The organism is Clostridium puniceum, from assembly GCF_002006345.1.
Taxonomy (GTDB): domain Bacteria; phylum Bacillota; class Clostridia; order Clostridiales; family Clostridiaceae; genus Clostridium; species Clostridium puniceum.
Genome location: NZ_LZZM01000089.1, coordinates 59,494 through 83,285, shown reverse-complemented (window position 1 = coordinate 83,285; position 23,792 = coordinate 59,494). Strand labels below are relative to the sequence as shown.

At 26.5% G+C, this 23,792-nt stretch carries 19 protein-coding genes and 1 other annotated feature; of the genes, 3 read left to right on the top strand and 16 right to left on the bottom strand.

Going from position 1 to position 23,792, the window contains the following annotated elements:
• Positions 1 to 9: 9 nt before the first annotated feature.
• Positions 10 to 393, bottom strand: coding sequence for an ATP-binding protein (locus CLPUN_RS06990; RefSeq protein WP_077846600.1), 384 nt, complete (start codon positions 391 to 393; stop codon positions 10 to 12).
• A gap of 717 nt (positions 394 to 1,110) precedes the next feature.
• On the opposite strand from CLPUN_RS06990, the gene CLPUN_RS06985 reads away from it, so the two are divergent.
• Positions 1,111 to 3,111, top strand: a complete 2,001-nt coding sequence (locus CLPUN_RS06985) for a carbohydrate-binding protein (protein WP_077846599.1) — start codon at positions 1,111 to 1,113, stop codon at positions 3,109 to 3,111.
• 202 nt (positions 3,112 to 3,313) lie between these two features.
• Here CLPUN_RS06985 and CLPUN_RS06980 read toward each other — a convergent pair whose 3' ends face one another.
• From CLPUN_RS06980 to CLPUN_RS06955, 7 genes are all read right to left on the bottom strand, one after another.
• A complete protein-coding gene (locus CLPUN_RS06980) occupies positions 3,314 to 4,036 on the bottom strand; it encodes a YczE/YyaS/YitT family protein (protein WP_077846598.1) in 723 nt (240 codons plus the stop codon).
• 496 nt (positions 4,037 to 4,532) lie between these two features.
• Positions 4,533 to 5,927, bottom strand: a complete 1,395-nt coding sequence (gene gltA, locus CLPUN_RS06975) for an NADPH-dependent glutamate synthase (RefSeq protein WP_077846597.1) — start codon at positions 5,925 to 5,927, stop codon at positions 4,533 to 4,535.
• A complete protein-coding gene (locus CLPUN_RS06970; protein WP_077846596.1) occupies positions 5,927 to 6,817 on the bottom strand; it encodes a sulfide/dihydroorotate dehydrogenase-like FAD/NAD-binding protein in 891 nt (296 codons plus the stop codon). The genes gltA and CLPUN_RS06970 overlap by 1 nt, the downstream gene beginning before the upstream one ends.
• A gap of 312 nt (positions 6,818 to 7,129) precedes the next feature.
• A complete protein-coding gene (locus CLPUN_RS06965) occupies positions 7,130 to 8,395 on the bottom strand; it encodes a sensor histidine kinase (RefSeq protein WP_077846595.1) in 1,266 nt (421 codons plus the stop codon).
• A gap of 33 nt (positions 8,396 to 8,428) precedes the next feature.
• Positions 8,429 to 8,554, bottom strand: a complete 126-nt coding sequence (locus tag CLPUN_RS29140) for a hypothetical protein (protein ID WP_278281609.1) — start codon at positions 8,552 to 8,554, stop codon at positions 8,429 to 8,431.
• 57 nt (positions 8,555 to 8,611) lie between these two features.
• On the bottom strand, positions 8,612 to 9,166 hold the full coding sequence (locus CLPUN_RS06960) for an accessory gene regulator ArgB-like protein (RefSeq protein WP_077846594.1): 555 nt from the start codon (positions 9,164 to 9,166) through the stop codon (positions 8,612 to 8,614).
• Positions 9,167 to 9,376: 210 nt separating this feature from the next.
• The gene (locus tag CLPUN_RS06955; RefSeq protein ID WP_077846593.1) at positions 9,377 to 10,636 is read right to left on the bottom strand and encodes a sensor histidine kinase; all 1,260 of its coding nucleotides are present in this window, start codon (positions 10,634 to 10,636) and stop codon (positions 9,377 to 9,379) included.
• Between the two features lie 348 nt (positions 10,637 to 10,984).
• Between CLPUN_RS06955 and CLPUN_RS06950 the strand changes: the two genes are divergently transcribed.
• A complete protein-coding gene (locus CLPUN_RS06950; protein WP_077846592.1) occupies positions 10,985 to 11,545 on the top strand; it encodes a class I SAM-dependent methyltransferase in 561 nt (186 codons plus the stop codon).
• A 165-nt stretch (positions 11,546 to 11,710) separates the two neighbouring features.
• Here CLPUN_RS06950 and dut read toward each other — a convergent pair whose 3' ends face one another.
• The 3 genes from dut to CLPUN_RS06935 form a co-directional block, all read right to left on the bottom strand.
• Positions 11,711 to 12,151, bottom strand: coding sequence for a dUTP diphosphatase (gene dut, locus CLPUN_RS06945; protein ID WP_077846591.1), 441 nt, complete (start codon positions 12,149 to 12,151; stop codon positions 11,711 to 11,713).
• 94 nt (positions 12,152 to 12,245) lie between these two features.
• Complete coding sequence (locus CLPUN_RS06940) at positions 12,246 to 12,617, bottom strand: prealbumin-like fold domain-containing protein (protein WP_077846590.1); 372 nt, start codon at positions 12,615 to 12,617, stop codon at positions 12,246 to 12,248.
• A 69-nt stretch (positions 12,618 to 12,686) separates the two neighbouring features.
• Complete coding sequence (locus CLPUN_RS06935; protein ID WP_242954068.1) at positions 12,687 to 17,936, bottom strand: diguanylate cyclase; 5,250 nt, start codon at positions 17,934 to 17,936, stop codon at positions 12,687 to 12,689.
• A gap of 214 nt (positions 17,937 to 18,150) precedes the next feature.
• Between CLPUN_RS06935 and CLPUN_RS06930 the strand changes: the two genes are divergently transcribed.
• A complete protein-coding gene (locus CLPUN_RS06930) occupies positions 18,151 to 18,876 on the top strand; it encodes a polysaccharide deacetylase family protein (RefSeq protein ID WP_077846589.1) in 726 nt (241 codons plus the stop codon).
• A 60-nt stretch (positions 18,877 to 18,936) separates the two neighbouring features.
• Here the strand turns inward: CLPUN_RS06930 and CLPUN_RS06925 are convergent, their stop codons facing one another.
• The 5 genes from CLPUN_RS06925 to CLPUN_RS06905 all read right to left on the bottom strand — a co-directional run bounded on the left by CLPUN_RS06925 (position 18,937) and on the right by CLPUN_RS06905 (position 23,711).
• Positions 18,937 to 19,455, bottom strand: coding sequence for a tryptophan transporter (locus tag CLPUN_RS06925; RefSeq protein WP_077846588.1), 519 nt, complete (start codon positions 19,453 to 19,455; stop codon positions 18,937 to 18,939).
• A 115-nt stretch (positions 19,456 to 19,570) separates the two neighbouring features.
• Positions 19,571 to 19,805 (bottom strand) — a binding site (T-box leader).
• A 29-nt stretch (positions 19,806 to 19,834) separates the two neighbouring features.
• Complete coding sequence (locus CLPUN_RS06920; RefSeq protein ID WP_077846587.1) at positions 19,835 to 21,595, bottom strand: putative bifunctional diguanylate cyclase/phosphodiesterase; 1,761 nt, start codon at positions 21,593 to 21,595, stop codon at positions 19,835 to 19,837.
• A 194-nt stretch (positions 21,596 to 21,789) separates the two neighbouring features.
• Positions 21,790 to 21,978: a DUF4250 domain-containing protein gene (locus CLPUN_RS06915; protein ID WP_077846586.1), complete on the bottom strand. Its 189-nt coding sequence runs from the start codon at positions 21,976 to 21,978 to the stop codon at positions 21,790 to 21,792.
• 83 nt (positions 21,979 to 22,061) lie between these two features.
• Complete coding sequence (locus CLPUN_RS06910) at positions 22,062 to 22,928, bottom strand: tRNA 2-thiocytidine biosynthesis TtcA family protein (RefSeq protein WP_077846585.1); 867 nt, start codon at positions 22,926 to 22,928, stop codon at positions 22,062 to 22,064.
• A 126-nt stretch (positions 22,929 to 23,054) separates the two neighbouring features.
• Positions 23,055 to 23,711: a thiamine phosphate synthase gene (locus tag CLPUN_RS06905; RefSeq protein ID WP_077846584.1), complete on the bottom strand. Its 657-nt coding sequence runs from the start codon at positions 23,709 to 23,711 to the stop codon at positions 23,055 to 23,057.
• Positions 23,712 to 23,792: the final 81 nt, after the last annotated feature.

Here is a 23,792-nt window from a genome sequence, read left to right as displayed (position 1 = left end):
TTTCATTTTCTATGCGATATACTTTTTCATAATTATAGAATTACCTTTAAACTCCACTGAATCACTATAACAATTAATAATCTGCAAACCTCTTCCAGATTCAGCTAGAATATCATTATTTTTACAACTGTAATTTATTAATTTTTCAACTCCATCTCCACAATCTGTTACTGAAACTTTCAGTAAATTCTTATCTAATTTCCATTTAATACATATTGATTTGTTTTTATCTTTTTTATTACCATGGATAAAAGCATTATTAACAGCTTCAATTATAATTAATTTTGTCTCAAAACATTGTTTTTTCAAATTTAAGGTTTGAATAATACCATCTAGTTTTTCACTAATATTATCTATTCCATAAAATAGTACTTCCCCCTTGGTTTCCGACATAATTTATTTTTCCCCCTCTTTTTAACAAACTTAATCTTTAAAGCAGCTTTTATCAAAAGAACAATATTTTCTTTTGTTCGACTAAAAGTAATTTCTGCATTACTCTTTATTATCACACTTATTTCATAGATTTTCAACATACTCCAAAATTTTTCATGTGATTTGACAAACACCAAAAATAATTTTACTGCTATGCTGTATAAAAGTAAATTTATAATTTCAAGTCAAAAAACAAATAATCTTTCTCTTAAACTTATTGTAAATTATTAACTTCACATACTTTTTACAAAAAACAATTTAAAGTTAAGGATATTCACAAATATAAACCTTAACAACTTTAAATACAAAATAAATCTAACTTATAAAATTACATTTTTGTAAATGTTCACATATTTTATTAATTATATTGAATTTCATTCCACGTATGATATAATTTTTACATAAATTACAATTTATATATTTAATACTTTTATCTTAAAATAACAGGTTAATTGTTTTTAACTACCAATATTTTATTTCAAAAATAACCAACCTAGGAGTTATCTCTTAGTCTATTTAGTATACCTTTACATTTATAAGACTTAAGAGTTCTCAATAAATTAAAACTATAATAAAAAAGGAGGGATGATTTAATTTATAATTTAAAAGGTAAACATTTAACATAAATTTTTCACCATTTTTTGCAAGCGTTTGCATAACTAAAAGGAGTGTGTATCAATGAAAAAAAAATTACTTTCTGGCTTTATTGCTTCTAGTTTATTTTTAAGCTTAAGCTTTCTTCCAATACCTACAGCAAATCTTATTAATGGTAACTTTTCATCAATCGCTTATGCTGCCAATAACACTAATTTACCATCAAAAACTAAAGATGGAGTTATTCTGCATGCTTTTGACTGGTCCTTTACAACTATAAAAAATGAACTTCCAAACATAGCTGCAGCAGGATATAAATCAGTTCAAGTTTCTCCTATACAAGGAACTAAAGATTCCACTAAAGATCCAAGTAGGTGGTGGGTACTATATCAACCGACCAACCAATCTATTGGTAATGATCAACTTGGAAGCTATGATGATTTTAAATCACTTTGCGATGAAGCTGATAAATATGGAATTTCAATTGTTGTTGATGTAGTAATGAATCATATGGCCAATAATGGAAATCCAGATCAATTAGATTCAAAGGTTGATTCCAGTTTTAAAGATTCTAGCTTATATCATAACCAAGGACAATGTAATAATTGGAATAACAGATATGATATAACACAAAAGGGCATCGGTATGCCGGATTTAAATACTCAAAACCCAGTGATTCAAGACAGAGCAATTGCATTTTTAAATCAATGTATAGATGCAGGAGCTGATGGATTCCGTTTTGATGCAGCTAAGCATATAGAAACCACTATTGGGCTAGATGCTAATCAATCTTGGGCTGGCAGTTATTGGACTAATGTTCTAAGTAATCTGCACAACAAATCCAATATATTTTTATACGGTGAAATTCTACAAGATGGGAACGTAGATAATCTAGTGGCTTACGAATCATTTATGAATGTTTCAGCAAGTAATTTTGGTGGTTCAGTAAGAAATTCAATTACTTCAACAAATCTTAGTTCAATTGGAACTAATTGGGGTGGAGTCGATTCAACTAAAGCAGTAGACTTTTTTGAAACTCATGATACTTATCAAGATGGATCAAGTAAATCTTTAACAAATACTCAAAGAGAACTTGGTTGGGCTATGGTTGCTGCTCGTGCAAACGCTACACCTTTATTCTTTGATAGACCTACTGGCAATATTGGAGCTGAAGGTGATCCACTCTGGAAAGATTCTGACGTAATAGCAGTCAACAAATTCCATAATGCAATGGTAGGACAAAACGAATATTTAAGATGGACAAACAATAACACAACAATGTTAATAGATAGAGGAACTTCTGGTACCGTAATAGTAAATGCTGGAGGAAACACATATGTTAATTCTGCTACAAACTTAGCAAATGGAACTTATACTAATAAAGGTAGTGCAAATTGCACTTTAACAGTTTCAAATGGAACTATTTCTGGAAATATCCCTGCTTACTCAGTAGTTGTTCTTTATGATGCAGAATCAACTGTACCTCCAATACCTACAACTGATTATAAACCACACTCTGGTTATAAAGTAGACTACGATAGTAGCACCCTTGTCCAAGGTAAAAGCTTTACCATTTATTATAATGGTTCTTTGGCTAATTCCAATAATGTTTCACTACACTTAGGATATAACGGCTGGACAAATGTTACTAATGTTATTATGACTAAAGATTCAAGTGGTTTTTGGAAAGGTACTATAACTATTCCTACCTCAGCTTCAAAATTAGATTTTGATTTTACTAATGGATCTAACTGGGATAATAATTCTGGAAAAGACTGGCACTTACAAGTGTGGTCATCATCAGTACCAGTTCAAATTACTCCAGCTCCAACAGCTAATAAGACAACTACTGTATACTACAATGGAAGTTTAGCCTCTAGTGCATCTTCAATGACGTTACATTGGGGATACAATAACTTCAAAGCTCCAACAGATGTAGCAATGACTAAACAATCTGATGGAAGATGGATAGCAACAATTACAATTCCATCTGGAAGTTACGATTTAAACATGGCATTCAAAAATAATGCTGGCACTTGGGATAACAATAATTTAACTAACTACTACTATTCTTCAGCACAATAAATATAGTATTTTTTCAAAATTAAAGAATTGGCTAGAATAATAAAAGATATTTTAGAAAAATTCTCTATTATATATGATCTCATAATTCTTTACCAATAAAAAATAACTGCTCAAATAATTTCAAATTACTTGAGCAGTTATTTCTATATATTCTAAATCTATACTAAAATTAATTTATCTAATGTGAGAAAAAATAAATTAATTACGCAGTAGCAGTAGCAGTTTCCTCTGTATCCTTCTCTTTTTCGTTTACTATTAAATTTACAAACTTTTCTCCATAAGGAAGACAGAATTGTATGAAGGGACCAGTCGATAACATGGCTATTACTGTACCTATGCCAACTTTTCCACCTAAAATAATAAATCCTATAATTAAAAATGCACCATCTAAAGCTATTCTAACCCAACGATATTCGACTTTAGTCTTATCTTGTATTATAAATGGAACAATATCGTTTGGTGCAACACCAATATTAGCTGCTGATAGAACAGAAAACCCTATTGCAATTATTAAACATCCAAATGCTATTAATAATGCTTTTACAACATAATTATAAGATTCAACAGGGAAATATGAAACTAATCTCACACCTAAATCTATTATTGGACCAACTCCAACAACACATATTAAAGTCCCTATTTTTATACGACTCTTTTCAATTGTAATTATTACAATAAACAATATAACTAATATAATCATATTAGCAACTCCTGGAGTTACTTCATTTGCTCCACTTATTAATTTAACTAAAGAAAAATTCTTTAAACCTGTCTTATTTAATGCTAAAGCTAATCCTTGAGTAAATACAGTAAACGGATCTGAACCAATATTAGTTTTTAAAAATAGTGCTACGCCAAATTGAATTATACTCATTCCAATAAAAAATAAAATTATTCTTTTAAATAGGTTTATTGCTTTGTTCATATTATTTCATCCTTTTTTATTATGATTTATTGCTGCTTATAAACTGTGTAAAGTATCAATGAATTTAAACAACTATTTTTTACTAACTTTCAAAGCATTATCTTACCAAAGCTAAAATTTATTTTACTATATGACTTTCTATTTGTCAAAGAAAACGTTCAAAATAATTCATTTTTATTCATATTCATTCATTTTCATTCACTTTCATTCACTTTTTTGATAAATTCATTTTTCTCTATTGTTTAAACTAATAATTTCTTAACTTTATTAATTTCATTGTATGATTAATAATCAAACTATTTCTTGATTTAGTCTTAACCCGTTGGCTTTGCAATTTTTAAATTTAGTTTTAGTAAAAAAGAAACTTGCAAAAAAGTCAGGAATTTTAATAAGTTTCCTTAAAAAAATCCTGACTTCTTAAAAATAAATGTTTATTACAGTATCTATTTATAATTTACATTATTGTGTGATCATATATTTTACTGAATACAACCTTCTATTTTGATTGTAAATATTCATCTATAGCCTTTGCAGCTTTTTTACCAGCACCCATGGCAAGTATTACTGTTGCAGCTCCTGTAACTGCATCTCCACCAGCATAAACCCCTTCTTTTGTAGTCAGACCTGTTTCATCTTCTGCTACTATACATCTTCTCTTATTAATTTCTAAACCTTCAGTTGTTGATGAAATTAATGGATTGGGTGATGTTCCAAGAGACATTATTACTGTATCTACATCCATAACAAATTCTGAACCGTCTACTTCAACTGGACTTCTTCTTCCAGATGCATCTGGTTCTCCAAGTTCCATTCTTACACATTTCATTCCTTTAACCCAGCCTTTTTCATCTACTAAAATTTCTGTTGGGTTAGTTAATACATCAAAAATCACGCCTTCTTCCATAGCATGATGAACTTCTTCAACTCTTGCTGGAAGCTCAGATTCCCCTCTTCTATAAACTATATGGCTTTCAGCTCCAAGTCTTAAGGCAGTTCTTGCAGCATCCATAGCAACATTTCCGCCACCAATTACAGCAACTTTATTTCCAGCTCTAACTGGAGTTTCATACCCCTCTACAGCTGCTTTCATTAAGTTTACTCTTGTTAAAAATTCATTAGCAGAAGATACTCCATTAGCATTTTCTCCTGGTATTCCCATGAATCTTGGAAGACCTGCTCCTGAACCTATGAATACCGCTTCAAAGTTTTCTTGTTCAAATAATTCTTCTATTGTTATAGTTCTTCCAATAATAACATTAGTTTCAATTTTAACACCAAGCTTCTTAATGTTTTCAACTTCATTTTTAACAACTTTTTCTTTAGGAAGTCTGAATTCTGGAATACCATATTCTAAAACTCCACCTGCTTTATGAAGTGCTTCAAATATAGTAACCTCATATCCCTTTTTAGCTAAATCTCCAGCACAAGTGAGCCCTGCAGGACCACTTCCCACAACTGCAACTTTAATTCCATTTTTAGGTTCTGTTGCACTTAAATCAACCTTATGTTCTGCTGCCCAGTCTGCTGTAAATCTTTCAAGCTTACCTATAGATACTGAGTCGCCCTTAATTCCTAAAACACATTTTCCTTCACACTGCTTTTCTTGCGGACAAACTCTACCACATACAGCTGGAAGTGAACTATATTTTGAAATTTCTTTTGCTGCTTCCGCAAAATTTTCATCTTTAACATATGAAATAAAGCCTGGAATGTTAATAGACACAGGACATCCAGCAACACATTTAGGATTCTTGCAATTTAAACATCTTGCTGCTTCTTTTGTTGCTTCTTCTTCATTATATCCTAAACAAACTTCTTCAAAGTTTGTAGCTCTTACTTTTGGATCTTGTTCTCTTACTGGAATTCTAATTAATCTTTCATTCATATCCATTATTCATTACCTCCACATCCGCAGCCACCATGACTATGTGTATTGCCTTCTTCTACTTTTAACTGAGCTTTTCCTTCTTCAGTCTTATACATAGTTTGTCTTCTCATTGATTCATCATAATTTACTAAGTGTCCATCAAATTCTGGTCCATCAACACAAGCAAATTTAACTTCTCCACCAACAGTTACTCTACAAGCACCACACATGCCTGTACCATCAACCATTATTGGATTTAAACTTACTGTAGTTGGAATTTCTAATTCTTTAGTTAACATTGAAGTAAATTTCATCATTATCATTGGTCCGATAATAATAGCATGGTCGTATTTCTTACCTTGATTGTTAACTAGGTCTTTTAGCATATCAGAACCTGTTCCTTTAAAACCATAACTACCATCATCAGTTGTTACATAAAGATTTCCTGAAACTGCCTTAAGCTCTTCTTCATATATTAATAAACCTTTGTTTCTGCTTCCTAAAATAACATCTACGTCTATACCATTTTCGTGCATCCATTTTACTTGTGGATACACTGGAGCTGCACCAACTCCACCTGCAATAAATATAAGTTTCCTTTTCTTTAATTCTTCTAAATCTTCATGTATAAACTCACTTGGTTGTCCAAGTGGTCCGACAAAGTCTGCTACCTCTTGTCCAACTTCATATGAAGCTAGTTCCTTCGTTCCTTTTCCAACAGTTTGAAAAACTATTGAAACAGTTCCATTTTCCTTATCATAATCCGCTATTGTAAGCGGAATTCTTTCACCTTTTTCATTATTCTTTATAATAATGAATTGGCCAGGTTTTGCAGACTTTGCTACTCTTGGAGCTTTTATGTCCATTAAGAATATATTATCTGTAAGTTCCTTTTTGTTAACTATTTTATACACGCTATAGCACCCCTTTTATTATTTTAAGTTTTATCACTTCAATATATAGTTTACACTATTATTCTGAATTTTTAAAATAATTTTTATATTTTTTCAATGTTTTCATATTCCAGTATAAATATTAAATTAATTTATTGTCTTTTAAGTTGCATAAAAAATAAGCAGTAAATAAACTTATAAAATATATTTTTTTTACTACTTAAAGTTGTTTTTATATTAAGTTTTGTAATAATAAATTTTTTAATATTATTTGTATGAAGCTTATTCTATAATAAATATATATTTCATCTTATATAATTATTTCTCTCTTATTTATATATCCTTATTAATAGGTAAAACAATTTTAAATTCTGTAGCAGTATCCGAACTTTTAACTAACACCTTTCCATTATAGTTTTCCACTAATTCTTTAACAATGCTTAGTCCAAATCCATGACTATTGTCCACATTATCCTTTGTTGTAAATCCTACCTTAAAAATCTTTCCCAAATTGTGTTCTTCTATTTTAGGACCATTGTTTTCTATTTTGATTATTGCATTACCTGAATATTCATAACTTTTTGCAATTATTATGCCTTCACCATTCATAGCCTTAATTGCATTGTTTACTATATTAGATATGACTCTAAAAAATTCCATTTCACTCATATTTATTAAACTAAAATCACACTTTTCTTCTATTATTACATGTATTCCTTTTTCTATAGCAGGTTTTAAAGCTAATGACAATAATGATTCTTCATTTCCTGTTACTTCTACAGCTGTAGGTACCGAATCATTATTATTTATAATATCTTTTAAAGACTTTTTCAAATCATTAAATCTTTCCATAAGACAAAGACCATATAAATAGGAAATTTGTGCTCCATAGTCATGCTTAATTTTTCTAAGTTGACCATTTTTAATTTCCAAAGCTTCATTTAATTTATATATTTGTTGTGATTTTTTATGTACCTTCCAAAAGTAAATCAAAATGACTAGAAAAAACATAAAGAATATAATATATATAATATTTTTTAACAATTGACTTTCTTCACTTAACGTTATCAAATAAAAAGTTACTATAAAGTCAAGAATAAAGCTCATTGTAAAAAGCATTATAGAAAATTTTTCATTTTGTATAAATTTAACTACTTCTTTTATCTTTTTAATATATTTGAAGCATAAAAATATAAATATGCATTGTGGCAAATATACTATAAAAATTATCTCATAATTAATATATTTTACTGACAAAATTCCCTTAACATATTCAAAAATCAAATTACCGAATATAGTAGAATATAAACCTAAAATAGAATAAATTAATGTATAGCTTGTTACTGCACCTATAATATCTTTTCTGTAAAATAATGCAATGATAGCTAAAGATAAGATATGTGTTAAAAATATACATGGACCTAAATTATTAGCAAAAGTACCAGTAAAAAATTGTCCTATAAACACTAAAAGCAGCGTCATAAATACTGAATTTATTTTGGTTATTTTATTCTTTTCCTCTACACAATAAAATATTGTATACGAAAATATTATTGATTGTAGTACTGAAGTTACTATATCTATAACAAACAATGTCAAATTACGCCCCCCTCTAGTCTATTTTTTTCTAATTTATCTTAAGTTTTTTAATGATTTAGGCATTTCTTCAACGCCACTTCCCCAATATGATGCTGGAGCTAATGTAATCATAGAATCTGATATTTTCTTTAAAATTTCACCAAATATTTTTTTTATCATAATATCCATCTCCCTTAAACCTTTAGTTTTAATTTAAATTTTCTATAACTTCATTAGTTATTCTTTTTTATTAAACATTAGTATAGCCTGAAATAGAATTGTCCATGTTATTAATGAATAATAATTACTATAATAATATAAAATTATAGATATTAATCCAAACACTATTGAAGTACTTAAACCTCTATTTCTATTTCTATTTATAAGCTCGGGGCGCGTAATTGGCATTTTAGAATTTATTACTGGAGCTTGATTCCATATGCAAAATACACTTAGGAAAATTAAGATACAATTACTTATAAAACTAATATTACATTGCATGCTTAAAATCAATATTCCAGCTGTCAATAGCACTGTGGCTATAAAACACTTAATTTGAGTTTCTTCATGATATCCTCCAATAAATGGCTTAACTAAAGACATTATTCCTACAATAATCATAACCTCTTTAAAGTATCCCAATAATGAAAAAATAATTATTAATGAAATCATTTTTATAGACTCAAATAGAATAGTCACCAAAGCATACTCCATTATTTCAAGTTCATCTTTACTATACTTTTCACTTACAGATATGCTTTTTATAATTTTTTTAGAAACATTCTTTACCATTTTTATCACTCTTTTATATATTTTTCTAATTAAATAAAATTATATACTTTTTTTTGTTAATTTTCAACATATTTATGTTTTTCTGACACATTGTGTATAGATTTGTCTTCATAAATTTCTTACATTAATCAAATTACAATTTAATACATTTTAAAAAATAAAAAAATTAAGAAGATATTCTTTTATAATTCAAAGAATATCTTCTGTCTATTAAACTACTTTTTCATTTTTTATGGGTAAAACTATTTTAAATTCTGTAGCAGCATCTGTGCTTTTAACATATATTTTACCATTATAATTTTCAATAAGCTCTTTTACAATGCTTAATCCATATCCATGGCTTTTATCTGTATTGTCTTTAGTTGTAAATCCTATCTTGAAAATATCTTTTAGATGATATTCTTCTATTTTCGGTCCATTATTTTCTATTTTGATAACCACACTTCCCAAATACTCATAACTCTTTACAATTATTATTCCTTGCCCATTCATTGCACTAATAGCATTATTTACTATATTAGATACAACTCTATAAAATTCCATTTCAGTCATATCTATTAAATTCAAAGTACATTTTTCCTCTATTATTACATGTATTCCTTTTTCTATAGCAGGCTTTAAAGCAAGTGATAATAATGATTTTTCATTTTTAGTAACTTCTACCGCTGTAGGTGTAGCTTCGTTATTATTTATAATATTTTTTAAAGATACTTTTAAATCATCAAATCTTCCCATAAGACAGAGTCCATACAAATATGAAATTTGTGCACCATAATCATGCTTAATTTTTCTAAGTTCATTATTTTTAATTTCTAAAGCTTCATTTAATTTATATATTTGATCAGATTTCTGTTTAACCTTCCAAAAGTATATTAAAATTACTATAAAGAACAGAAAAAATACTAAGTATATAACATTTTTTAATAACTGATTGTCTTTTCCTAATCTAACTATGTAGAATGTTATTATAAAATCCAATACAAAACTTATTATTAAAGCACTCACTGAGAAACCTTCTATCATAATTAATTTGTGAACTTGCTTTATCTTCTCTTTATACTTGAAACATAAACCTATTAATATTAGTTGAGGAAAATAAATTATAGAAATGATTTCTTGGTTAACATACTCTACTGGCAATATCTTACTAACATATTCAAAAATTAAATTTCCAAATATCATTGTATATATTCCAAATATAGAATAAATTATTGTATAAGATGTTAATGCATTAATGATATTTTTTTTATAAAATATCGCCACTACAGCAATTGCTAATATGTGAGTTATAAATATAGACATTCCTCCGTTATTTCCAAATACTTCTGTAAATAACATACCTATAAATACAAAAGATAATGTTAATAACGCAAGTTTTATTTTCTTTACTTCTTTGCTTACGCAATAATTTGTTATATAAGCAAATGCTATTGATTGAAATATTGAAGCTATTATATCTATAATAATCAATTCAAATTAACGCTCCTTTCAACTCATTTTATTGTTTTCATATTATTTTTCTAGTTATAACCAAATTATACCTTCTTTTCTCTTACTTTTCAACATTTTTCTACTTAACCATTTATGAAATTAATCGAATAATGCAGAATTTAAATATATACTCTTAGATCTATAATTATATTTTATTATTATTAAAAAAATTTTATATTATGAACTTATTGTACTGAACATTGAACCATGTTACTATAATACCGTTCAATAAATGAACTCATTAATAAGATCACTTAAAAATAATGTTTAACTTAAATAAAATATTATTTTCTTAAGTTTTATAACAAACTAGAAGGAGAGAGAATTATGGAAGATATGTCTTATTGGAAAGAAGTTTGGGAAAGAAAAGGTAATGGTAATACTAATTCTTTAGAAGTATTAGATGGTTATGAAGATACTTGTGCTAATGTAAAAGAAATAGCAAGAAAAATTATTGAAGAATTAGATATTAAAGAAACTGATAGTGTATTAGAAGTAGCTTGTGGTGCGGGTGGACTAGCTCAATATATAAAATGTGCAAGCTACGTAGGAGTTGATTATTCATCTTCTCTTGTAAAAAAACACATAGAAATACTTAACAATTCAGTTTTACATGGTGAAGCAAATAATTTAATTTTTAAAGATAAAACCTTTGATAAAGTATTTTGTTTTGGAGCATTTCATTATTTTCCAAATCAAGAATACGCTAAACAAGCAATTGCTGAATTAAAAAGAGTTGCTAAGGAAGCAATTTTTATTGGTGATTTACCTGTTGTATCTCACAGAGAAGAACATTTACTTTATAACAAGGAAGATTTTAAAGGCTGGAACATAATTGATGGATATTACAATCCATCTAGATTTAATGTTTCTGTGAAATTAATTTAATTTAGATAACAAAGTTATCCCAAATTAAATTTTGGAGGGACATTATATAATCTTGTGTAAAAACAAGATTATATAATGTCCCTTTGATTATGACTGACAACGTCCTTATATTTATAGAATACAATATGTCAATATATTCTTTATTTTTCATTTTTGAAAATCACTTTATCTTATTCCTGATGATCCAAACCCTTTTTCACTTCTTTCGCTATCTGAAAGCTCTAAAGTTTCTATTATATCAACTCTAAATACAGGCTTTATAACCATTTGAGCAATTTTCATTCCTTGTTCCACTTTAAACTCTTCATTACTATGGTTTATTAAAATAACTCCAATCTCCCCTCTATACCCTTCATCTATAGTTCCTGGTGAATTTAGTGTTGTTATTCCATTTTTTAATGCTAATCCACTTCTTGGTCTTATTTGGGCTTCTGTATTTTTAGGCAATTCTATTTGTATGCCTGTATGTACTAATCCTCTTTCTCCATGATTTAAAATCAATTCATTCACTGCATATAAATCTACCCCTGCATCTCCTTCGTGAGCATAGCTAGGTATTATAGCTTTATCATGAATTTTCTTTATCTTTAATGTATAATTTTCCATATTAACACCTACTTTAAAACTTTATAGTAATTATGATTATAGCTTAAGTTAAAACAATGCACAATCTTTGCTTACATTATGCATTGTTTTAACTTTAAATCCTATGTTCGTTTTGTGCTGCAAGTTTTTTAATTTTATTAATTACCACTAAATTTTGTTTTTTATTTGCATCATCTATTGTAATTTCATTCCATTTTGTATATTTAGGCTTTTCAAAATACCGCTTGTCTATTATCTCTATTATCCTATAACATCCATTCTCAATTCCTCCAAAAATGACTTTTCCTTCTTCATCTGTTATTTTAGATTCAATAAGAACTGGAGATAATCCATTTATTTTATATAAATTAATTTTTACTCCTTGCAACAATTCATTTTCTCCAGAACCCAAGACTGATGTAACTATAATTTCTCCATTAGCATTATCTGTACTTTGACTATCAACCTCTGAAAATGTATCGTTCATAAAAATTTCCTTTAAATATTATTTTTCATTAATTATACTATGAATTATAGGCTTTTACGTGATTATAATTTAGATACCATCAAAAATTGGGACACTTATTTCTGCAAAACAATTTAATAAATTGTATTCATTTAAAGTAAATTCCCTCTTATTTACTGAAACAGAAAGATACAAAACAGCCAAAATTTCTCCATTACATATTATTGGAGTCATGCAAACAGATTTCCAATCTGGAATACCATAATGATTATAATTATCCATACTATCCCAATCAATCAAATACCTACCTTTTTCTTCTTCAATTGTTTCATAAATCAGCTTAAAATTAAACTTTTCAACTACATACCAGCCATCTTTAGCTCTCGATTTGCTATACATATTAATTATCTTTTTCTGTTTTACAATAAAAGCCGTAGCTGTTTTACATTCAATAATCTGCATGACTTTTAAGATAAATTCATAAATTTTATCTTCTTTGCTACCTTTATATTTAACTATATTCGCTACATCTTTAAGTATTACCGCCAAGTTATAATCTTTTGTAGCATTACCAGATAAAACTCCTGTTAACTCATTATTAGTATTTGTGCTTATTCCATAATATTTTTCCCAAAGGACATATCTATTTTTCCCTTCATTTTTTGCTTTATATAAGGCTTGGTCTGCTCTTTCTATTATTTCTTGACTATTTAAAAATTCATAAGCACTCATAGCTACTCCAATACTAATAGTAACCTTCCTCTTATCCCCCAAAATCTTTGCTTCTTCCACATTAACTCTAATTTTCTCAGCCAAACTAATAGCTTTTTCTTTATTCACATTTGGCAATAATAATATAAATTCTTCACCCCCATATCTTCCTATAATATCGCTCTTACTTATGCACTTATTAACTTCTTTAGTTAATTTGATAAGAACCTCATCTCCTGTTTGGTGTCCATATCTGTCATTTACGCCTTTAAAATCATCAACATCAAACATTATTACAGCAAATTCCGTTTTTTCTAATCTTGCACTATCTAATAAGAAAAGTAATGCTTCTTCAAAATGTTTTCTATTATAAACACCCGTTAGCTTGTCTAATGTAGAACTTATTGTAAGATTATATTTTTCTAATAAAAATGTTAAAAATGGTTTCAATTTTTCTACCATTTTCTTAGATTCAGAGTTTATATAATTTAACGCATTATTAGTAATTAAAATTAATCTCGCATTTATTCCACCACTACTATTAATCTGCTTTTCTCTGTTTATAATTCTCATATACATGCAGGCTTTTATTCCATCTTTTAATACTTTATCATCTAATTGATAAAATTTTTCATCATTATTGGAAATAACAAATATATCTTCATCTGAATCAACTTTTAATGAGAAATATCTATTTATTTCATTTTTATCACTAATTCTATAAGTGCATATAACATCATTTTCCCCCTCATTATTTTCCATGACAATCATAGCCTTATCTGCTAGTGTGAGTCTTGCCATGTACTTCATAACATTTTCTAAATTACTAATAGTATCACTAGAAAATCTCTCAAATACTTTGTATATATCACTTAAATCGTTATAATAGCAGTCTTCATATAGATTTTGTATTAAATTAAATATAGCTTCATTATCAAGTATATTTTTTATATTTAATTCCTCAAATAATTCGTCTAATTCCTTATTCATTTTTATATTTTTATATTTCTTAAACTCTACATTAATATTTAAGTCACTATTTAAACATATTAAAAATTGTTCACGAGTTTTTAAAAAACTGCTATTATTTATATATGTTAATTGGTCATCTATTGGTAATAAGTTAATTATATCTATATGTAATGCTATAGATTCATAATAATAATTCATAGCTAATGCATAACAATTAAGTTCAGTATACTTTTGGCCAATCATGGAAAATATATCTGCTTTGAGTTCTTGATTATTCATATATGCACATATCCTTAATGCCTTATTTATTAGGAAATTATAATAATTTTTGCCTCTAAAATTAAACTCTAAATATACATATATCCCTTCTATATTGTAATCTTTGGGATATCCTTTAAGTTTCAAAAACAATTTTCTCGCAAAATTTTTATATCCCAATAATAAAATTCGTTTAATTGCATTTATTCTAATCTCAAGTTCAAGCTCAGTATTTTTTACTCCTTCAAATTTACAATTTAATTTTTCATATACTCTTTTTATGTCATCTTCATTTTTGCATTTATACAACATAACCTCATAATAATTGCAAATTATTATTTTATGGTAAGAATTCTTAGTATTTAAGTTTAATGTATATATTTTTTTCAAATAATCATATGCCACATTATAATTACAAATTAATAAATTATATAAAGCATAAGTATAGTTTGAATCAATAACTTCCTCTTCTAATAACTTAATTACTTTTTGCATTTGCTTTGTTAAATAATAATATTTTATTGCTAAATTTATCTTTCCTAATTTTATATATAATAAGCAAAGTTGATTGCAAATCTTAAAGGAATATACCTCTAAACCTTCTTCTCTCTCTCTTTCTAATGCTCTTAACAGATATTCTTCTGCTTCTTTGTATTTCTTTTGTTGACTGTAAATTTTAGAAACATAAATTAAACTTAGTATTTCCTTCTTATATACTTTATTTCTATTACTCAACTTGGTAATTTCCAAATATTGTTCTAGAATAGTCTCATTGGAATGGCCTTCTTCTTTACAAATTGATGCATAATATAACTTGCTAGATAATTCTCCATTAATATTATTATTATTTATAAAAATATCCTTTGCATTTAAGCATAATCTTCTGGCTTCTTCATAGTCACCTCTTTTTACCTTAACATTTACAATAGTCATATTTAACCATCCATATACATCTTCTTTTATCTTATTTTCATCACAAATATTTAATGCTTTTTCTGCATTAATCAATGTTAATTTGTGGTTATATTCCAATCTATACTTTAGGGCAAGAGCATAATAATAAAAAACCTCTCCTTTAGGATAATTTACTCTATCTAATAATCTTCTTACACAACCTAAAGAATAATCTATTCCTGTATTCATATCTGTAATATCATTAATTTTTATAATTATCATTTCAAGAAGTGTATATATTTCAATTTCTAATTCGTCATCTTGTATTGCAAGTTGATTAGCTTTTTCATAATATTCATAACTTTTTTCATGTTTCGATTTTTTTTCATAAAGCTTTGCTATATTTATAGCAATGTTGCATATATTGGGATTATCAGCATAATTCAATGCTTTTTTATAGTATTTTATTGATTTTGATAAATTTCCCAACAGTTCTTGTACCTTAGAATATTTTAGAGTATAAAAACATGCTTTTTTATAATTTTTACCTCTTTCTAAATGGATTAAAAATTCTTCTATATAATAATCTGTTTCAAATAAAACTTCTTCAAGAAAAACAGACGCTTTAAAATGTAATTCTATCTTATTTTTATCTTTAAGCTTTAAATATAATATATTTCTCAATAAATTATTTGTAAAACCTACAAGAATACCTTGATCACTTATCTTATCCTCTAAAAATCCTTTTGATTTTAAACTTAAATAAATTCTTCTCTCTTTCAATTCTGTTATTATATATTTTAATATTATTTTTTCAGATAATGGAGTTTCAAAAATTGATAATCTTTTTAAAATATCAATTTCATCTTCATTTAATGTAGTAATATTCAATTCTAATCGTTTTTCTAATATTTTAGGTATAAGAATATCTTTCCCATCGATATCACTTTCCCATCGCCCTATATCTTCATTAAAATATAAACCTTTATTTTCATATAATTCTTTTATTACACCACTTATATATTGAGGATTTCCTAAAGTTTCAGAATATATTCTTAATGAAAGCTTACTTATTTCTTCATTTGTGTTAAGCATTCTTTTAATCATTTGAGTTGTATTATATTGATTAAAATAATTTATTTTATATTCTTCATATTGTTCTAATTCTTTTAACTCTTTTATAAAATTCAAAAAATTTTTATCATACTTCTCTTCATTTGCAGAAAATATTATCATTACATTTTCTAACTTATGTCCTAAGAAGGCAATATACTTAATAAACAATTTAAAGACTTCACTTCTTTGATGTAAATCATCAATTAATATAACAAAAGGTTTACTCATTGTGTATTCATTCACAAACTTTCCTATTCTATTAATAAGTTGAAGTTTTTGTTTATTATCACTCCTACTAGGATTCTCTTTAATTAATATTGATACAAATTTTTTTATATAAATTTCATACTTATCCTTTAAATTCTTATCTACCTTTTCAAGAACAAAATTTATTACCTTTTCATATCTATCTTCTTTTGATATATTTTTGTCAATGAAATCGGTCACATATAAGATATCTTCAAAATACTTATTTTCAATCCTATATCTTAACTCTTCCAAAAGCCTAGTCTTTCCACTTCCATCTTCTCCATTGAACCCTATAATCTTATAACTTTCTTTACTTTCTAATATCTTTTGAAAGTTTTTTTCTACTATTTTGATTTCTTCCTCCATACCAATTATGTCTAAATCAGTTTGAAGTTTATTTAAAGCACTTGATGTAAAATATTTATAATCTGTATGCATCTTATCATTTATATCTTTTATAAATGAGTGCAGTTTAAATGAATTATTTATAGTTTTCACTTGATTATATACTTTTTTAATATAATTCAACTCTTTTAATTCATTTTCAAGATCTTCATCTGTAAATATTTGATTGAATAATTTTATAATTTGTTCTATATTATCTCTATTTAGATTTCCTTCTTCTCCAGTTTCAATATTATATTGGTAAGGTAATAAATTTATAGCAGAATTGAGTAAATTAAATTTACTTAATTCATTTTGCAATAAATTTTTTATTTTAATCTTCACATCATTCCTTGAAGTAGGTATTAACTTTATATCTTTAATTAAAATATCATCAAATACATATCCTTGGATATTTAATGTATTAATTGCAGCACATAATTCCATAAATATATCAAGTTTTTTATAAGGAGTGCATTTTTCAAGATATTTTTTTGTATCTATTTTTGTTTCAACATATTCCATTAAATATCCATATTGAGGTTTACTTAATTTAATACCATTAATACTATAAATTATTTCAATTTTTATAATATTAGTTAAATAATCAAAATTAAAATTTTTAATAGTTTTAAATTTGCTCAATAAATATTCTCTTGTTTTTTCATATGTAAAATCATTTTTCAAAATACACAATACATACTTCTCATTTTTTTCTGGATCTGTAACTAAATAGTTAGAGAAATTTTCTTCCATTGTGATTTCATATTCTATTAGATATTTGTTATTCACATTTCTCAATATTCATTCAACCCTTTTCCTCATGAATCTAATTATTATCAATATAATTTAAATTATACCATATTTTAGCATAGTGCCAAAGTATATTATATCAATAAATTTTTAATGATATTAATTAAATTATTGGACATAATATTTTTATACAAAATAAATTTATGAAGGTGATTTTATGAATTTAAAGTTTTTCAAAAAAACTTTCTCTTTTATTTTAATAATTCTCATATTTTTTTTACAAAACGCTACACCATTTAACGTTAATGCTTCTGAACAAAAAATTATATATTTAACTTTTGATGACGGTCCTGCTGGTAAAGTTACCAAGGATATTTTAGAAATATTAAAAAATGAATCTGTTCCTGCAACTTTTTTTGTAATAGGAAATCAAATAAAAAATCAAGAATATTTAATAAAAAAGATGCATGATGAAGGTCATGCCCTTGGGCTTCATAGTATGAGTCATAAAAAAAATTGTCTTTATAGTTCTAATGAATCATTTTTAAAAGAAATGCTTGAAACTCAGGATGCAATAAACTCTATAATTGGAGTTAAGCCAAATATATTAAGATTCCCTTTTGGTTGTAACAATAATTGTTATAAAATTTCTCAATCTATGGTCGATTTACTTCATAAAAATAATTTAAAGATTTATGATTGGAATACTGATAGTGGTGATGGTGCTCATCCTAATGCAGCTCCTAGTTTATTTATTAAAAATTCTAAGAGTAATAAGGATTGTGTAATACTATTAATGCATTGTGCTTATATGAGTAAAAATTCTGTAAAAGCCTTACCTGATATAATTAAATACTATAAATCTAATGGTTATGAATTTAAATTAATTGATGAAAATACTCCTGAAGAATTTCACTTTATGAAAAATTGTAATAATAAATAAAGAAGAGAGGCTATATTAAAAATTTTAATTATAGCCTCTGTCCTTTATTTATATAAGTTCTTATTCCATTGCATACGCTCCACTTGTTGATGCTATTTTTTCAACAATTTTAAATAATACAAGTCCTATAAATGTATTTATAACTATTGTTGGTATAACTACTGATGCAAATAAAACTCCAAATGATGCTCCAGCTGGTAATCCAACAATTGCAGCTAATAAAGTTAAAAAAGCTGTTCCACTTATTAAAGTTCCTATAGGTAATACCAATGCCATCTGAGTTAATTTGTTCATTTTGTTTCTTAATGGAATCAATATCAAATATACTAAATTAGCTGTTATAAGTTTATCTACAATATTAGGTAATTGACCACCTGGTGTTTTAGTTGTAAGTGCTGCAAAAACTCCTATAATGATTCCACATGTTAATGCTGTTTTGTAATCTTTATTAAGTACTATTATTATAAATAACATTGCTAATGAAAAATCCGATTGTATTCCAAGTCCTGGTGTAAGTTGATGTAATATTGCTCCTACTGCTATTAATATTGCGTTTGCCGCCATTTTTTTTGTATTCATTATTGAACTCCCCTTTATTATTTATTATTGCTTAATTCTATGTAAAAACCACTTTCTTTCATAACATAACTATCACGCCCCCATTTTTAGATAATAAAAAAACTCCGTCCTATATTAATAGGACGGAGATTATCCGCGTTGCCACCTAGATTGCATAAAATGCCTCTCATTTCAGATACAAAAAATATCTTATTCGCTATAACGTGCGACTTACGGCTAAACTACTCTCACAAAGATTTCATATCGCTCCTCAAAGGCCCATTCATCATTAACTACTGTGCTGAAATCTCACCATCTTCAACTCTCTTTGACATTGTATCATGATTACTATCCCTTTTCATAGGATTTACTTCATAATGTTATACTATACTCATTTTTTTTATTTGTCAATACCTTTTTCGAGTTCTTTTCCAATTGTATTTTTTATTTGATTAAACATTCGCGGTTTACTAAAATAATATCCTTGAACAACATCACATAATATCATTTTTAAGTATTCAACTTGAAATCTATCTTCAACACCTTCTGCCACAACCTCTATACCTAATTGATGTGACAAATTAATTATATTTTCCACAATACATTTATTTTTAGGATTACTCATTAAGTCAATTAAAAAACTTCTATCTATTTTTAATACATCTATAGGCAACTTTGTTAAATAATTCAATGACGAATATCCTGTTCCAAAATCATCTAAAGCTATGCTTACGCCTAAATTCTTAATTTCTTCAAGAATTCTTACATTCTTATCAAAAGATTTCATTAACATACTTTCAGTAATTTCAACTTCAATATACTTAGGATTAATTCTGTATTTCTTTATTAACATTTTAAAGTCCGATAAAATAACATCGTCTCTAAGCTGCATTTCTGATAAATTAACTGCTATTTTAAAATTATCATTGCCTTCATTTAAAAGACATTTGGTCTTTTTAAACACTTCTTCTAAAATAAATTTTCCAATTGGAATTATCATTTTAGAACTTTCTGCTATTGGAATAAACTCTTCAGGACTTACTATCCCAAATTCATGACTTTCCCATCTAGCAAGTGCTTCAAAACCATTAACTAAAGAATCATCTAGTGATACTTTAGGTTGAAACATAACATATATTTCGTTATTTTCTACTGCAGTCCTTAATCCTTTTTGTAAACTATAAATCCTATTTAATTCCAGTGAAAGACTATCATTAAAAAAATCACATTCATTCTTTCCATTCTTTTTAGCTTCATACATTGCTGCATCTGCATTTTTTAACAAAGTATTATAATCTATTCCATGATCTGGTGATAAAGCAATTCCTATGCTGGCTGTTACATAAATCTTTTTGTCACTTACTCTATTAGGATTTTCAAAAGATTTAATTATAATGTTGCATAAAGCTATTACTTCATGTATATCTGATATATTAGGTTTAAATAACAAGAACGTGTTTCCACTATATCTTGATAATAATACATCAGGTGTAATTGCCTTTAATATTGTATGACTGACTTCCTTTAATAATAAATCTCCAAAATCATGCCCAAAGGAGTCGTTTACATATTTAAAGTTATCCAAATTAATTATAATCATAGCTGCCCTTGTATTCTCTTCAACTACATCTTTCAACAAATTAGTAACTGTATTCTTAAAAAAATATTTATCTGGCAAACCTGTAATTCTATCACTTTGGATAATTGAATTTACGGTTTTATTAACCATAGATTCTTTCCAGCTACCCATCCAAGAATCTATATTTTTATAATCTTCATCTAATTTTCCAAACAAATAACTTGTTCCAACAAAATAATACTTTTCTCTATTTTGTATTGCTTTTCCAATAATAATACACTCGATTGTATTACCTCTAATACCTTTTACTTTATATCGCTGTTGTATCTGTTCTCTATTTATATAACTTTTGCTTAAATCTTGATAAAAAAAGCTAAGCATATTTTTCTTATCTTCATCATCAACAAAATTCATAAATTGTTCTAATGTTTGATTATTAATATCATATCCTTCTATACTGTCCATAATTTTATTATCAACTATTAGCTTCTTTTCTTCTTGATTCCAAATTATAGTAAATCCATTATTATCTGACCAATCTAATATTTCTTCATATTTGACTTCAAAATCTTCCCTAATCATACCTACAATCCTTCACCTAAGCTATAATTTATTTTTATTCATTTGTGTCTTTTGTTTTTTTGTCTTTTACCAAGGATGCTATTAAAGCTGCTGTTGCTGCCATAACAGTAAGTATCTTGCCTGTCTTTTTTAAATTCATATAACATCATCCTCCATTCTTTTTAATTAACTTTAAATTAACCTACAAATTGAAGTTATTTAAATTGATTTTCGCTTTCATTGTATGTATAACCAATACTATCTAATCTTCTCAAAATACCCTCTTTTTCTATTTCTAAATCATAACAAAGAACATCCAATGAAGCATATTGGTCTCTTAATTTTGTATTCATTATACTTAATAATATATTTGGATCAATAATTTCTATTGAATCATTTGTCATTTTATCTTCATCCTTTTAAATATCTAATTTACTTTAATATAACATACTTTTCCAAATTAATAAATACCCTTAATTTTCTTAGGTTATTCTTCATCATAAAAATCTAAATATGAATATTTTGTTTGCCCTTTTTGCCAGCCTAATATTCCATCTATGCTTACATTTTCTGCGGCACTAAATATAGATTTCTCTACACCACTAAAATTTTTCTTTAATTCCTTAATTAAATCCTTGATTTCATATCTTTTATTGCCTATTTTCTCAGCTGCAACCATACAAGCGCAATTTAGCGGCCATATACCACTATTATTTATAAATCGTCTTATAGAATCTTCTTCAATATAATACAACGGTCTTATTAATTCTATATTTTCAAAATTCTTTGATTTAAATTTAGGTAACATTGTTTTAAAATTGCCTGAATATAATAAATTCAACATTGTTGTTTCAATCACATCATTATAATGATGTCCTAATGCAAGTTTATTACAGCCAAATTCTTTTGCTTTTGCATAAAGTGAACCTCTTCTCATTCTTGCACATAAGTAACAAGGATATTCCTTAGCCATTCTATCAACCACTTCAAAAATGCCCGATTCGTAAATATGAATGGGGATATTTAAATGTTCACAATTCTCTATTAACAACTTCTTTATATCTGGGTGATATCCTGGATCCATAGCTAAAAATACTACTTCAAAATTAACTTGCCCATGTTTTTGTAGTTCTTGAAATAACTTTGCCATAAGTATACTGTCTTTTCCACCAGACACACCAACTGCAATTTTATCTCCTTCTTCAATCATATTGTAATCTTTAATAGCTTTTATAAAATTTCTCCAAATGTCTTTTCTATAAGTCTTAATAATACTTCTTTCAATATCATATAATGTTTTTTTCTCTCCATCAGGTATAATTCTTGCGCAACCTTTTCCTGCAATTGTACTCATTATTCAACTTCTCCTATCTTAATGATATTTATATAAACACTAAAATAATAATTTAACTTTAATATATCTTTCTTTAAAGAGTTTATAATGAACACATAATATTTACAAGTATTTTTATTATTACTACTATTTAATTTTATTATATTTATTAATTAATTCCTTAGGCTCATGACTTTTCATTAAACTTGACATTATTGCAATTCCTTTTGCACCAGAATTTAATACTTCTTTAAAATTATTTTCATCTATCCCTCCGAGTCCAATTATTGGAATATTTATCCTTTCCGAAAGACTTTTTATTTCTTTTACACCTCTTGGAATTATTCCTTTTTTACACCTACATTTGAATACATGCCCATAAATAACATAATCAGCACCTAATTTATATGCTTCAATTCCCTCTTCATAGCTATGAATCGAAACCCCTATAGTTTTATATATTTTATAACTATCCCCTATAATCTGAAAATTATCCCCAATATTTTTCAAATATATTTCATTTTCTGTGTATAACTTGTTATTTACTTCAATAAAATTCTTAAAAGACAATTGAATTCCATCTGCTTCAATTTTTTTAGCCACATCTATATTAGAGTTAACAATTATTTTTATTTTAGTATCTTTTAACTCTTCTTTTACCTTCAAAGCAAGATTTAATAGCTTCTCATTTTTTAAATCTTTTTCCCTTATAATTAAATAATTTAACTTTGATTTTGCTATCTTTCTTATCTGCCCATAAAAATCCATACATAGGTTTCTATTTGTTATTCCTATTATAATCATAATTTATTATTTAACCTCCTAAATTTTAAAGAGATCTTATTCATTAAATTTAAACTTAATAAAATAAAACCTCTTAGCATC